At 70.5% G+C, this 12,829-nt stretch carries 13 protein-coding genes; 10 read left to right on the forward strand and 3 right to left on the reverse strand.

Going from position 1 to position 12,829, the window contains the following annotated elements:
* Positions 1 to 257 precede the first annotated feature (257 nt).
* Together FHS38_RS00230 and FHS38_RS00235 are read left to right on the forward strand one after the other, a co-directional pair.
* On the forward strand, positions 258 to 2,669 hold the full coding sequence (locus FHS38_RS00230; RefSeq protein ID WP_184729440.1) for an immune inhibitor A domain-containing protein: 2,412 nt from the start codon (positions 258 to 260) through the stop codon (positions 2,667 to 2,669).
* A 200-nt stretch (positions 2,670 to 2,869) separates the two neighbouring features.
* On the forward strand, positions 2,870 to 3,202 hold the full coding sequence (locus FHS38_RS00235; protein ID WP_184729441.1) for a hypothetical protein: 333 nt from the start codon (positions 2,870 to 2,872) through the stop codon (positions 3,200 to 3,202).
* A gap of 221 nt (positions 3,203 to 3,423) precedes the next feature.
* Here FHS38_RS00235 and FHS38_RS00240 read toward each other — a convergent pair whose 3' ends face one another.
* Positions 3,424 to 4,017: an isochorismatase family protein gene (locus tag FHS38_RS00240; RefSeq protein WP_184729442.1), complete on the reverse strand. Its 594-nt coding sequence runs from the start codon at positions 4,015 to 4,017 to the stop codon at positions 3,424 to 3,426.
* A 141-nt stretch (positions 4,018 to 4,158) separates the two neighbouring features.
* On the reverse strand, positions 4,159 to 5,499 hold the full coding sequence (locus tag FHS38_RS00245; RefSeq protein WP_184729443.1) for a nicotinate phosphoribosyltransferase: 1,341 nt from the start codon (positions 5,497 to 5,499) through the stop codon (positions 4,159 to 4,161).
* 342 nt (positions 5,500 to 5,841) lie between these two features.
* On the opposite strand from FHS38_RS00245, the gene clpS reads away from it, so the two are divergent.
* The 7 genes from clpS to FHS38_RS00275 all read left to right on the forward strand — a co-directional run bounded on the left by clpS (position 5,842) and on the right by FHS38_RS00275 (position 10,704).
* Entirely contained in the window at positions 5,842 to 6,144 is a 303-nt protein-coding gene (gene clpS, locus FHS38_RS00250; RefSeq protein ID WP_130878040.1) for an ATP-dependent Clp protease adapter ClpS, read from the forward strand.
* A complete protein-coding gene (locus FHS38_RS00255; RefSeq protein ID WP_184729445.1) occupies positions 6,144 to 6,752 on the forward strand; it encodes a DUF2017 domain-containing protein in 609 nt (202 codons plus the stop codon). The genes clpS and FHS38_RS00255 overlap by 1 nt, the downstream gene beginning before the upstream one ends.
* Before the next feature lie 443 nt (positions 6,753 to 7,195).
* Positions 7,196 to 8,686: an amino acid permease gene (locus FHS38_RS00260; RefSeq protein WP_184729447.1), complete on the forward strand. Its 1,491-nt coding sequence runs from the start codon at positions 7,196 to 7,198 to the stop codon at positions 8,684 to 8,686.
* A gap of 79 nt (positions 8,687 to 8,765) precedes the next feature.
* The gene (locus FHS38_RS00265; protein ID WP_184729449.1) at positions 8,766 to 9,188 is read left to right on the forward strand and encodes a M67 family metallopeptidase; all 423 of its coding nucleotides are present in this window, start codon (positions 8,766 to 8,768) and stop codon (positions 9,186 to 9,188) included.
* An 87-nt stretch (positions 9,189 to 9,275) separates the two neighbouring features.
* Positions 9,276 to 9,389, forward strand: a complete 114-nt coding sequence (locus tag FHS38_RS35945) for a putative leader peptide (RefSeq protein ID WP_311775264.1) — start codon at positions 9,276 to 9,278, stop codon at positions 9,387 to 9,389.
* 74 nt (positions 9,390 to 9,463) lie between these two features.
* Positions 9,464 to 9,751, forward strand: coding sequence for a MoaD/ThiS family protein (locus tag FHS38_RS00270; protein WP_184729451.1), 288 nt, complete (start codon positions 9,464 to 9,466; stop codon positions 9,749 to 9,751).
* 2 nt (positions 9,752 to 9,753) lie between these two features.
* The gene (locus tag FHS38_RS00275; protein WP_184729453.1) at positions 9,754 to 10,704 is read left to right on the forward strand and encodes a PLP-dependent cysteine synthase family protein; all 951 of its coding nucleotides are present in this window, start codon (positions 9,754 to 9,756) and stop codon (positions 10,702 to 10,704) included.
* A 628-nt stretch (positions 10,705 to 11,332) separates the two neighbouring features.
* On the opposite strand, the gene FHS38_RS00280 is transcribed toward FHS38_RS00275, so the two are convergent.
* On the reverse strand, positions 11,333 to 11,797 hold the full coding sequence (locus FHS38_RS00280) for a type II toxin-antitoxin system PemK/MazF family toxin (RefSeq protein WP_184729455.1): 465 nt from the start codon (positions 11,795 to 11,797) through the stop codon (positions 11,333 to 11,335).
* Positions 11,798 to 12,037: 240 nt separating this feature from the next.
* Between FHS38_RS00280 and FHS38_RS00285 the strand changes: the two genes are divergently transcribed.
* Positions 12,038 to 12,790, forward strand: coding sequence for an MBL fold metallo-hydrolase (locus tag FHS38_RS00285; RefSeq protein WP_184729457.1), 753 nt, complete (start codon positions 12,038 to 12,040; stop codon positions 12,788 to 12,790).
* Positions 12,791 to 12,829 lie beyond the last annotated feature (39 nt).

The following is a 12,829-nucleotide window of genomic DNA, read 5'->3' on the forward strand; positions in this document are numbered from 1 at the left end:
CAAACCGACTCTACGGTCCTGTCTGCCCGGGGGGAACTTGCGGTAAGCGTGACCTAACCCACGGTGTTGGGAGCATGAAGGGCGCACGGGGTCACCGGGCCGTCCAACAGGCGAGATCGACGCGCCCGTTGATGCCCGATTTCGGCAACTTAAAGACCCAGTAACGTACTTGCTCCGACAGTCACAGTCAAGATCTGTCTTTTCTTGTTACTGTCCGGTCAAATACCTCCACAGTTGTTACTGGGGAGGCAGCACAAGTGAAGAGCAGACAACGGAGGATCGCCAGGTCCGCCGCCGTGGCCACGGTGGTCGCCGCACTCGGCACCGGCACCCTCGCGGTCGGTATCGCCCAGGCAGCGGGCGCGTCCGACGGCCCGGCCGAGCGGCAGACGATCCAGCGCCAGGACCCTGACCAGGTCAAGCGCGCCGTCGAGCACGACCTCAAGGGCCCGTACACCAAGAAGAACGAAGCGAAGCGGAAGGCCGCCCTCGAGCAGGTCATATCCGGCGACGCCAAGACCGAGGAGCGCGGCGGCTCGAAGGTCGTCAAGCTCGGCAAGGGCAAGTACGTCGAGCTGGCCCGGGAGAAGACCGACAAGATCTTCACGATCCTCGTCGACTTCGGCGCCAAGGTCGACGACACCACCATGTACGACCCGGACGGCCCCGACGGCCCCAAGCCGCCGGTGAAGAAGTACGGCGGCAAGCCCGGCCCCGCGCACAACGAGATAGCCCAGCCCGACCGCAAGAAGGACAACAGCACGGCCTGGCGGAAGGACTACGACCGCAAGTACTTCCAGGACCTCTACTTCTCGCACGACAAGAACAAGGAGTCCCTGGCCAAGTACTACGAGAAGCAGTCCTCGGGCCGCTACTCCGTCGAGGGCCAGGTCACCGACTGGGTCAAGGTCCCCTACAACGAGGCCCGTTACGGCTCGAACTACTGCGGCTCCACCAACTGCCCGAGCGCCTGGGACCTGATCGCCGACGGTGTGAACCAGTGGGTCAAGGACCAGAAGGCCGCCGGCCGCAGCGACGCGGCGATCAAGGCGGAGCTGGCCAAGTACGACCAGTGGGACCGTAACGACTTCGACGGCGACGGCAACTTCAACGAGCCCGACGGTTACATCGACCACTTCCAGATCGTGCACGCCGGCGAGGACGAGTCCGCGGGCGGCGGCGCCCAGGGCAAGGACGCCATCTGGGCGCACCGCTGGTACGCCTACGGTTCCGACGCCGGCAAGACCGGCCCGGCCACCAACAAGGCGGGCGGCACCCAGATCGCCGACACCGGCATCTGGGTCGGCGACTACACCATGCAGCCGGAGAACGGCGGCCTCGGTGTCTTCGCCCACGAGTACGGCCACGACCTGGGCCTGCCGGACGAGTACGACACCAGCGGTGAGGGCGAGTCCTCGGTCGCCTTCTGGTCGCTGATGTCCTCCGGCTCCTGGCTCGGCAACGGCAAGGAGTCCATCGGCGAGCTGCCCGGCGACATGAGCGCCTGGGACAAGCTGCAGCTGGGCTGGCTCAACTACGGCAAGGCGAAGGCGGCGACGAAGTCGACGCACAAGCTCGGCGTGGCGGAGTACAACACCAAGGACAAGCAGGCGCTCGTCGTCGACCTCCCCGCGAAGAAGGTCACGACCGACGTCGTCAAGCCCGTCGAGGGCTCCCACCAGTGGTGGAGCGGCGCGGGCGACGACCTGAAGAACACCCTCTCCCGGCCGGTCGACCTGACGGGCAAGTCCCAGGCCTCGCTCGACCTTTCGGGCTGGTGGGACATCGAGGAGAACTACGACTACCTCTACGCCGAGGTCTCCACGGACGGCGGCGCCAACTGGACCCCGCTCGACGGCACCGCCGACGGCAAGACCATCACCCGTGACGGCGGCGACAAGCCGGCGCTCACCGGTGTCTCCGGCGCGTACAAGAAGCTCGCCTTCCCGCTCGACGCCTACGCGGGCAAGAAGGTCGACCTGCGCTTCCGCTACTCCACCGACGGCGGCGCGGGCGGCAAGGGCTTCACGGCCGACGCCATCACCGTGAACGCCGACGGCAAGGCGCTCGTCACGGACGGCGCCGAGGCGGGCGACAACGGCTGGACGGCGAAGGGCTTCTCGCGCATCGGCGCCTCCTTCACCAAGGACTACCCGCAGTACTACATCGCGGAGAACCGCCAGTACGTGTCGTACGACAAGACCCTCAAGACCGGTCCGTACAACTTCGGCTGGAAGACCGCCAAGCCGAGCTGGGTCGAGCACTACCCGTACCAGAAGGGCCTGCTCATCTGGAAGTGGGACACCTCGGAGAAGGACAACAACATCAGTGCCCACCCGGGCACCGGCCGGATCCTCCCGATCGACGCCCACCCGAAGGCCGAGAAGTGGACGGGCGGCGAGCTGATGCGCAACCGCTTCCAGGCCTACGACTCGACCTTCAGCTGGTTCCCGGCGCAGGGCTACACGGTCCACCAGGACGGTGTCGCCAAGCGCGTCAAGGGCAAGGCCGGCTCCCCGGTCTTCGACGACCGCAAGGGCTCGTACTACGACGAGTCGAACCCGACCGGCGGTGTGAAGGTTACTGACACCAACACCCGGATCAAGATCCTCCACGAGGCTCTGAACGGCTCCACCATGACCGTCCAGGTGAGCCCGTCCGGCAAGTGACCGGCCAGTAACCGGTAGCTGAACGGCATCACCCCAGGTCAAACACGCGATCGGCCGTCGCCCCCTAGCGGGCGGCGGCCGATCGTGCTGAGAATGCCTGTCATGACCTTCTTATTGACACACTTGTCAAAAGCGCGGCTGCCGCGGCCTGTGATCCGGTGGTCCGCGCTCCGACGGTGTGCGGGAGAGGGGTGACGCGGATGGCAGGTGGTGGATTCGCCAAGCTTCCCGACGGCAGCGTGGTCGTCGCCCTGCCCCTGCCCAGCCCGCCCGGCGGCGGTGGCACGCCGGGCGCCCGCGTACGCGTCCTGGTCCACGCGGCGAACCGGCAGCGGGCCCTGACCCGGCTGCGGAACCTCGGCCTGCGCGCCGTCTACCTGCGCGGCAACGCCGAGCCGCCCACCCCCGACGAGATCACGGCCGTCCTGCACCACCCGGACGGGCTCGTCTGGCGCTCCGTCCCCGACGACGACACCGAATCCTGGCACCCCATCGCCACGTTGCTGCGCCGGCGTCCGGCGGGGGCGGCGTAGGCCGTGGTGGGTGCACCTCCGCTGCGCGGCGGTGTCCTCAATCGCCGGACGGGCTGCTGTGCTGTGTCCTCAAGCGCCGGACGGGCTTGGTGGCTGAGCTCAGCCGAACGCAGCCCGCTGGGGGCACCTCCCAGCGGTAGCTGGGGGAGATTGAGGACACGCCCGCAGGGCGCCCGCCGCCGTAGGCGGCTAGACGGCCCGCAGGCGGAGCCGGACAGGCCTCAGCCGACCTGGACGACCGGCTTGCCGCTCAGCTCCACGCCCGCGTCCCGGAGCTCCTCCAGCGCCCGCTGGGTGGTGTGCGGGGCGACGCCCGCGGTCAGGTCCAGCAGCACCTGCGTGGTGAACCCCTCGCGCCGCGCGTCCAGCGCCGTGGCCCGGACGCAGTGGTCGGTGGCGAGGCCGACCACGTCCACCTCGGTCACCCCGTGGTCGCGCAGCCAGTCCGCGAGCGGGGTGCCGTTCTCGTCGGTGCCCTCGAAGCCGCTGTACGCGGCCGCGTACGCGCCCTTGTCGAAGACGGCGTCGATCGCCCCGGAGGCGATCACGGGCGCGAAATTCGGGTGGAAGCCACTGCCCTCGGTGCCGGCCACACAGTGCGCCGGCCAGGTGTGTTCGAAATCGGGATGCGCGGAGAAGTGCTCACCGGGGTCTATGTGGTGATCACGGGTGGCGACGACGTGCCGGTATCCGGCGGGCGCCTCGCCGACCAGGTCGGTTATGGCTGCGGCCACGTCGGCGCCGCCGGCCACCGCGAGGCTGCCGCCCTCGCAGAAGTCGTTCTGCACGTCGACGATGATCAGCGCACGATGCATGGTGCAGATCCTTTTCGAAGGAGTTATCGGCCGACTGTGCGGATCAACTCGCTGTGACCGAGGGTAGTGACTCTCCGCGCGTTGCGGGAGGGCGTGTCCGGCGGGGCGCTCGCCCCACCGGCCCGGTGCGCCCCCGTGCCCTCACACGTCGTGGGTGAGGTACTCCGTCGGCAGGACCGCCTCGCCGCGCGAGAGCTGGGTGGCCGACATGGGCAGCCCCGCGCGGGCCGCCGCGTGCCGGTCGCGAGCCGCGTCCAGCGGCTCCCGGGCGACGACCTCACCGCCCCGTACGAGCTCCACGAGCAGCTGCCGGTCGGCCAGGACCTCCGGGACCGGGCCGGTGCCGACGACCTCCGCCTCGGCGATCCCGGAGGCGTCCAGGCGGCGCGCGGCCCACTTGCGGCCGCCGATGGAAGTCTTGCCGCCCATCGACTTCTTCGCCACCGGCCGCAGCGGCGCGTCGGCCCCGCCGTCGTCCGCGCGGGCGACGAGCTTGTAGACCATCGAGCAGGTGGGGTGGCCGCTGCCGGTCACCAGCTGGGTGCCCACCCCGTAGGCGTCGACGGGCGCGGCCGCCAGCGAGGCGATCGCGTACTCGTCCAGGTCGCTGGTGACCACGATCTTCGTCTTGACCGCGCCCAGGTCGTCGAGCTGCTGCCGCACCCGGTGCGCGAGCAGCAGGAGGTCGCCGGAGTCGATGCGCACCGCGCCCAGCCCGGGGCCCGCGATGTCCACGGCCATCCGGACGGCCTCGGTGACATCGAAGGTGTCCACCAGGAGGGTCGTGCCACTGCCGAGCGAGTCGACCTGGGCGGTGAAGGCGTCCCGCTCGCTGTCGTGCAACAGGGTGAAGGCATGCGCACTGGTGCCGACGGTCGGGATGTTGTAGCGGAACCCGGCCGCGAGGTCGGAGGTGGTGGCGAAGCCGCCCACGTACGCGGCACGGGCCGCGGCCACGGCCGCCAGCTCGTGCGTGCGCCGCGCGCCCATCTCGATCAGCGGCCGCCCGCCCGCCGCGACCGACATCCGGGAGGCCGCCGCGGCGACCGCCGAGTCGTGGTTGAGGATCGACAGGATGACGGTCTCCAGCAGCACCGCCTCGGCGAAGGTGCCCTCGACCCGCATGATCGGCGAGCCGGGGAAGTACACCTCGCCCTCGGGGTAGCCCCAGACGTCACCGCGGAAGCGGTAGTCGGCGAGCCACGCCCGCGTCGGCTCGTCCACGATGCCCTGCTCGGCCAGGAAGGCCAGCACGTCCGCGTCGAAGCGGAAGTTCTCGATGGCGTCCAGCACCCGGCCGGTGCCCCCGACGACGCCGTAGCGGCGGCCCTCGGGCAGCCGCCGGGTGAAGACCTCGAAGACCGAGCGGCGGTCGGCGGTGCCGGCCCGCAGCGCGGCCTGCAGCATCGTGAGTTCGTACCGGTCGGTGAAGAGAGCCGTCGACGGCACAGCCACCGGCAGCCCCAGGTCCGCAGCGTTCACTTCGCCCTACCTCGCAATTCCGATCCTGGCGTCTGGCACGGATGCTACCCCGATTACTCGTCAGAGTGACGATTTCTAGGGGCGGTCACTCGCGGAACCCGCCCGTGCACGGACCCGTTTGTGCGTCGGGCAGGGGGGAGTGGCAGCATGGATACGTGAGCGACGCACATGAGGCCGCCGGGCCGTGGACGAGGGCGATCCGCAGCTCCGCCTCGTGCGCGGAGAAGCGAACGATGGAGAAGGCGTGAGCGACGCACACGAGGCCACCGGGCCGTGGACGAGGGCGACCCGCTGCTCCGTCCCGTGGGCCTCGTGGGCGGAGAACGCAACGATGGAGCAGTGGTGAGCGTCGCACCGGTCGAGATCGAACGTCCCGAGTCGAGCGAGGCCCCCTACGCGGTGGCCGAACCGGACGTCCCCTGGGTCACGTTGGTCCACAACGACCCCGTCAATCTCATGAGTTATGTGACGTACGTCTTCCAGGCGTACTTCGGCTATTCCAAGGACAAGGCACACCGACTGATGCTCGACGTGCACCACAAGGGCCGCGCCACGGTCTCCAGCGGCAGCCGCGAGGAGATGGAGCGCGACGTGCAGGCGATGCACGGCTACGGCCTCTGGGCGACCCTGTCGCAGGACCGCTGATGGCCGGGCACTTCGAGCCGCTCCCCGGCGGCGGGGCCGCCGTGGTCCTGGACGAGGTCGAGGTCTCCATCCTGCGCAGCCTGGCCGTGCAGCTCCTGGAGCTGATCGGGCCCGGCGCCGACCAGGGCCCGGAAGAAGCCGACCCGCTCGCCCGGCTCTTCGCCGAGGGCCCGAGCGAGCCGCCCGCCGATCCCGCACTGGCCCGGCTCTTCCCCGACGCCTACGGCGCCCCCGGCTCCGAGCAGGACGCGCAGGCCCGCGCGTACGCCGCCGAATTCCGCCGCTACACCGAGAACGACCTGCGCGCCCGCAAGCGTGACGACGCCCTCGCCGTCGTGCACGCGCTCGACTCGCTGACCCTGGACGGCGGCGACGACGGCGGTGACAGCGACGCCGTGCTGCGGCTGTCGGCCGACGAGTGCCGGCAGTGGCTCGGCGCGCTCAACGACCTGCGCCTCGCCATCGGGACCCGGCTGGAGATCGGCGACGAGGACGACAGCGACGAGCTCTTCCGGCTGCCGGACGAGGACCCGCGCAAGCCGATGGTGATGGCGTACCTGTGGCTCGGGGGTCTGCAGGAGACGCTCGTCGAGTCACTGATGGCCTAGTGGCGGCGCAGCGCGCTGCGCCGCCATGTGCCGCTTCAGGCCGCCCGGAGGCTCCGCGGGTGGCCCGGGGCCGGTAAGGGGTCGGCCCGGGATGTCCCGATCCCCCGGGTTCGGGCGGCCGGGATGTCCGGAATACGGACACCCGGCGAGGGGTGTCCGATCACCGGACATTCCACCCCGCATAACGATCCCGTCACCGTAGTGGCAGCATTTGGTGCTGCTCTTTACATTTGTCCTACTTCGCGTGTGACGCCGGTCACACTCCGTTGAACGATCTCCTGTCCGCGTGTGATAAATCTTCACGACCTGCCTCCGTGACGCCACCCATGTCACGGCGGGAGCGCTTAGCCGGCCGACCGTCGGCGTTTTTTCAGGAACTCCATCCGGGGGGATCGGGACCCGATCCGGACGCACCGGGTCGGTATGGAGAAAGGCGCACCACCATGACCTCTGAGCAGGTCGCGGACCGTACCGCAGACGCGGGGACCGCAGGGCAGGACGGAAGCGGACAGGACGCTTCCGAGGGTTACCAGCGTGGTCTGGGCAACCGACAGATCCAGATGATCGCCATCGGCGGTGCCATCGGCACCGGCCTGTTTCTCGGCGCGGGCACGGCCATTCACAAGGCGGGGCCCAGCCTGATCCTGGCCTACGCGATAGCCGGCCTCGTCATCTTCTTCATCATGCGGGCGCTCGGTGAGCTGCTCATGTACCGCCCGGTCTCGGGCTCCTTCTCCGACTACGCACGTGAGTTCCTCGGCCCCTTCTGGGGGTACGTGACCGGCTGGACGTACTGGCTCTTCTGGGTCGTCACCGGCATCACCGAGGTCACCGCGGCAGCGACCTATGTGAACTTCTGGACCAAGGACAGCAGCTTCCACATCCCGCAGTGGGCGTCGGCGCTGGCCTTCACGGTCATCCTCTACTTCGCCAACCTGATCTCCGTGAAGCTCTTCGGTGAGCTGGAGTTCTGGTTCTCCATGGTCAAGGTCACCGCCATCATCGGCATGATCCTGATCGGCATCGGCGTGATCACGGTCGGCTTCTCCGACGCCGGTGACACCGCCACCTTCACCAACCTCTGGTCGCACTCCGGCTTCTTCCCCAACGGCATCCGCAGCACGCTGATGACGCTGCAGATCGTGATGTTCGCCTTCCTCGCCGTCGAGCTCGTCGGCGTCACCGCGGGCGAGGCCAAGGACCCGAAGAAGACCCTGCCCAAGGCGATCAACACCGTCCCGTGGCGCATCGCGGTCTTCTACATCGGCGCCCTGATCATCATCCTGTCCGTCGTCCCGTGGACCGAGTTCATGCCGGGCGTCAGCCCGTTCGTGGCGGCCTTCGAGAAGATCGGCCTGCCGGCCGGTGCCGGCATCGTCAACTTCGTGGTCCTGACCGCGGCGCTGTCCTCCTGCAACTCCGGCATGTACTCCACCGGCCGCATGCTGCGCGACCTCGCGCTCAACGGCCAGGGCCCGAAGTTCCTGGGACACCTCACCAAGAACGGTCTGCCGCTGCGCGGCACCAGCGTCTCCGCCGCGCTGATGCTCGTCGGTGTGTGGATCAACTACCAGTGGCCGGGCGAGGCGTTCAACTACGTCGTCTCCTTCGCGACCATCTCCGGTATGTGGGCCTGGATCATGATCCTGGTCGCCCAGCTCCGCTACCGCCGCAAGGCCGACCGCGGCGAGCTCCCGCAGTCCGAGTTCCGCGCCCCCGGCGCCCCTTGGACGAGCCTCTTCGCCCTTGCCTTCATCTTCATGGTCATCGTGCTGATGGGCATCGACGAGAACTCGCGCGTCTCGCTCTACTGCGCGCCCATCTGGGCCGCGATCATGGTCGTCTCCTACTACGTCCTCAAGAGCCGTAACCCGCAGGCCTTCGCCCGCAAGGACTACACGGTCCACGTCGACGAGGTCGAGAAGACCCACTGACGCACCCGCCGTCCGAAGCACCCGGGCCCGTCCGTACCACTCTCGGTACGGACGGGCCCGTCTGCATATCCTGACGAACATGCTGACCATTACCCAGGCCCTGTACGACCAGATCGTCGCGCACGCCCGCGCCGACCACCCCGACGAGGCGTGCGGCGTGGTGGCCGGCCCGGCCGGCAGCGGCCGCCCCGAGCGGTTCGTCCCGATGCTCAACGCGGCCCGCTCGCCCACGTTCTACGAGTTCGACTCCACCGACCTCTTCAAGCTCTACCGCGACATGGACGACCGCGACGAGGAACCCGTCGTCATCTACCACTCGCACACCGCGACCGAGGCCTACCCCTCCCGCACGGACATCGGCCTCGCGAGCGAGCCCGGCGCCCACTACGTCCTCGTCTCCACCGCCGACACCGACGACGCCGGGCCCTTCCAGTTCCGCTCGTACCGCATCGTGGACGGCGTGGTGACCGAGGAGGACGTGCGCGTCGTCGAGGCGTACTGACCGACGTAACCCGGCCAACAAGATCCGATGGTCCGCAATGCGGGACGAACTTCCGGCGCGAGCAGGGGGAATCGATACCATGTGCCCATGGTTTTCCACGACGTGATCGAGAAGGCGCCGGGCACCCTGCTCGTGGCGCGGCGGCACGTCGATCTGTGCCGCCTCGCCGCCGCGCTGTGTCCGCGCGGCGCCGCCGAGTGAGAGCCGCGGCGCCCGCTTCGCCCGCGCCCCGCGCGAACCGACGAACTCCCCCGCACTCCGACAGGAGCACAACCATGGCCATCGAGGTCCGCATCCCGACCATCCTCCGCACCTACACCGACGGCCGGAAGGCGGTCGAGGGCAGCGGAGCCACGATCGACGAGCTCTTCAAGGACCTCGAGAGCCGCCACCCGGGCATCCGCGAGCGCCTGGTCGACGAGGCCGCCGGCGGCGAGCTGCGCCGCTTCGTCAACGTCTACCTCAACGACGAGGACGTCCGCTTCCTCGCCGGCATCGCCACCGAACTCGGCGACGGCGACAGCGTCACCATCCTCCCGGCGGTCGCCGGCGGCCGGGACTGACCGTGCGCTACGACAGCCCCCTGGCCGCGGTGGGCAACACCCCGCTCGTCCGCCTGCCCCGCCTGTCCCCGTCCCCGGACGTCCGGATCTGGGCGAAGCTGGAGGACCGCAACCCCACCGGCTCGGTCAAGGACCGCCCCGCCCTGCACATGATCGAGCAGGCGGAGAAGGACGGCCGGCTGACCCCGGGCTGCACCATCCTGGAGCCCACCTCCGGCAACACCGGCATCTCCCTCGCCATGGCCGCCCGCCTCAAGGGCTACCGCATCGTGTGCGTGATGCCGGAGAACACCAGCGAGGAGCGGCGCCAGCTGCTCGCCATGTGGGGCGCGGAGATCATCCCCTCGCCCGCCGCGGGAGGCTCCAACACGGCCGTGCGCATGGCGAAGGAGCTGGCCGGGCAGCACCCCGACTGGGTGATGCTCTACCAGTACGGCAACCCCGACAACGCCGGCGCGCACTACGCCACCACCGGCCCCGAGATCCTCGCGGACCTCCCCGAGATCACCCACTTCGTGGCCGGCCTCGGCACGACCGGCACCCTGATGGGTGTCGGCCGGTATCTGCGCGAGCAGGTCCCGGACGTCCGTATCGTCGCCGCCGAGCCGCGCTACGACGACGTCGTCTACGGCCTGCGCAACCTCGACGAGGGCTTCGTCCCCGAGCTGTACGACGAATCCGTCCTCACCACCCGCTACTCCGTGGGCTCCGAGGACGCCGTCCGCCGCACCCGCGAACTCCTCGCCGAGGAGGGCATCTTCGCGGGCATCTCCACCGGCGCGGTCCTGCACGCCGCCATCGGGGTGGCGCGCAAGGCCGAGCGGGCGGGGGAGCGCGCCGACATCGCCTTCATCGTCGCCGACGGCGGCTGGAAGTACCTCTCCACGGGCGTCTACACCGCGCCCACGACGGAAGCGGCCGTCGAGACACTGCACGGCCAGCTCTGGGCCTAGGCCTGTCCGGCGGATCTTCGTGGATCGGCGAGCGGCGTTGGGGGCACCTCCCGGCGGTAGCCGGTGGAGCGTGCGATCGCACGGCGGAGGGTCGCCCTCGTACCGGGCGCACTCGGGCGGCCCCGGCAACGCGGCGAGTGCGCGTGCCGGGCGCCGGGAGCCCACGAAGATCCGCCGGACGGGCCCGGGGAAGGCCCTGCCCTCCCCGGGCGCGGACCGGAGGGCCGGACCGGCCGTGGGTGCCGCCTCGGACGTAGGGGCTGCGCCCCGGCGGCCGGCTTCCGCCTCCGCGCCGGGCACGGCCCGAACGGCGACGGCCGGCCGCCGCCCGGGCGGCACCCGGATGCGGGCCCGCGAGGGTCGGCCCCGGGCCCCGGCCGGTCCCGCGGGGACGGGCCGACCACGGGCGCTGCCTCACCCGTAGGGGCTGCCCTGGCGGTCGGGCTCCGTCTCCGCGCCGGACACCGCCGAGCGGTGGTCCGGCCCCGGCCTCGAACCGGGCCGACGGTGGACGGTCCGACCGAGGGCCCGCCCCGGGCGGAGCGCTCGCGCCGAGCGGTCGGGCAGGGCCCGATCGGCGACGGCCGGGTACCGGCCGGGCGAACACCCCAGAGGGTGACGGCCGGCGTCAGCCCAGATGGCGCACCTGGTCCCACACGGCCGGGTCCACCTCGCCCTGACGGCGCCGGAAGTCCCCCAGCGGCACCCGGCGCAGCTCACCCGACTCCAGGAAGCTCTCCCGCCCCTGCGCGTCGACCACCGATCCCGGAGCGAGCGGGATCACCCCCGGGCGCTCGTCGTGGTACCGGCTGGTGATCTTCGCGACCAGAGCCGTGTTCCCGTGCACGGACAGCACCAGACACGGCCGGTCCTTGCCCCCGGGCCCGTCCTCGTACGGCACCCGCGCCCACCAGATCTCCCGGGCGCGCGGCCGCCCCGGCGTCGCCCGCGGCACCGGACGACGGGCCGGCGGGCGTCCCCGCACGCCCGTACGCCGCGCCCGGCCGCGCAGCCGGCCCAGCCCGTCCACCAACGCCGCCGCGAGGCCCAACGCCGCGGCCGCGGCCACCGCGAGCCACCACGAGGTGTCCACGCCCACTCCCTCCGGCCGTCGCCCATGCCGTGCCCGATGCCCCGACCGTACCGGTGCTCCCCCTCTCGTTCCCCCTGCCGGAGCACCCCTCACCCGCCCCGGCGCGACACGGGCAGCGGCGTCCTTACCGGTGACTTCGCCCACAACGTCCCCCCACGGAGGAGCGACCGCCCGTCCCGCGCTTTACGCTCGACGCACCGCATGGCCCCCCGTAACGAGCCCACGGAGGTTCAGGCCCGCATGAAGCTCACCGTCGTCGGATGCTCGGGGTCGTTCCCGTCCACGGAATCGGCCTGCTCGAGCTACCTCGTCGAGGCCGACGGCTTCCGGCTGCTCCTCGACATGGGCAATGGCGCCCTCGGCGAGCTACAGCGCCACATCGGTCTCTACGACCTCGACGCCGTGCTGCTGTCCCATCTGCACCCGGACCACTGCATCGACATGTGCGGCTACTTCGTCGCCCGCTACTACCGCCACGACGGCGGCCGCGCCGCGGCCATCCCCGTCTACGGGCCGGAGGGCACGGAGGAGCGGCTGAGCACCGCCTACGGCGACGTCCCGCACGAGGCCTCCATGCGCGAGGTCTTCGACTTCCGCACGCTGACCCCCGGCAAGTTCACCCTCGGCCCCTTCACGATCCGCACCGACCGGGTCCGCCACCCGGTCGAGGCCTTCGCCTTCCGGGTCGAGAACGGCGACCGCTCCCTCGTCTACTCCGGCGACACCGGCCCCTGCGAGGCCCTGCACGACCTCGCCCTGGACACGGACCTCCTGCTGTGCGAGGCGTCCTTCACCCACGGCAAGGAGGACATCCCGGACCTCCACCTCAACGGCCGCGAGGCCGGTGAACAGGCCGCCCGCGCCCGCGTCGCCCGTCTCGTCCTCACCCACATCCCCCCGTGGACCGACCCCCTCGCCAACCTCCGCGACGCCCGTTCGGTCTACGACGGCCCGGCCGAGCTGGCCCGCGCCGGAGCGGTGTACGAGCTGTAGCACCGGCGCCCGCCCGCGGGCATGACGAAGCCCCCGACA

Origin of the sequence: Streptomyces netropsis (genome assembly GCF_014203545.1) — a bacterium.
GTDB classification, from domain to species: domain Bacteria; phylum Actinomycetota; class Actinomycetes; order Streptomycetales; family Streptomycetaceae; genus Streptomyces; species Streptomyces netropsis.

Excerpts from the sequence above, each read along its gene's own strand:
- FHS38_RS00255 (WP_184729445.1), top strand. The coding sequence starts at position 6,144 with ATGGCCGGGCACTTCGAGCCGCTCCCCGGCGGCGGGGCCGCCGTGGTC.
- FHS38_RS35945 (WP_311775264.1), top strand. The coding sequence starts at position 9,276 with ATGGTTTTCCACGACGTGATCGAGAAGGCGCCGGGCACCCTGCTCGTG.
- FHS38_RS00235 (WP_184729441.1), top strand. The coding sequence starts at position 2,870 with ATGGCAGGTGGTGGATTCGCCAAGCTTCCCGACGGCAGCGTGGTCGTC.
- FHS38_RS00285 (WP_184729457.1), top strand. The coding sequence starts at position 12,038 with ATGAAGCTCACCGTCGTCGGATGCTCGGGGTCGTTCCCGTCCACGGAA.
- FHS38_RS00265 (WP_184729449.1), top strand. The coding sequence starts at position 8,766 with ATGCTGACCATTACCCAGGCCCTGTACGACCAGATCGTCGCGCACGCC.
- FHS38_RS00240 (WP_184729442.1), bottom strand. The coding sequence starts at position 4,017 with ATGCATCGTGCGCTGATCATCGTCGACGTGCAGAACGACTTCTGCGAG.
- FHS38_RS00260 (WP_184729447.1), top strand. The coding sequence starts at position 7,196 with ATGACCTCTGAGCAGGTCGCGGACCGTACCGCAGACGCGGGGACCGCA.
- FHS38_RS00270 (WP_184729451.1), top strand. The coding sequence starts at position 9,464 with ATGGCCATCGAGGTCCGCATCCCGACCATCCTCCGCACCTACACCGAC.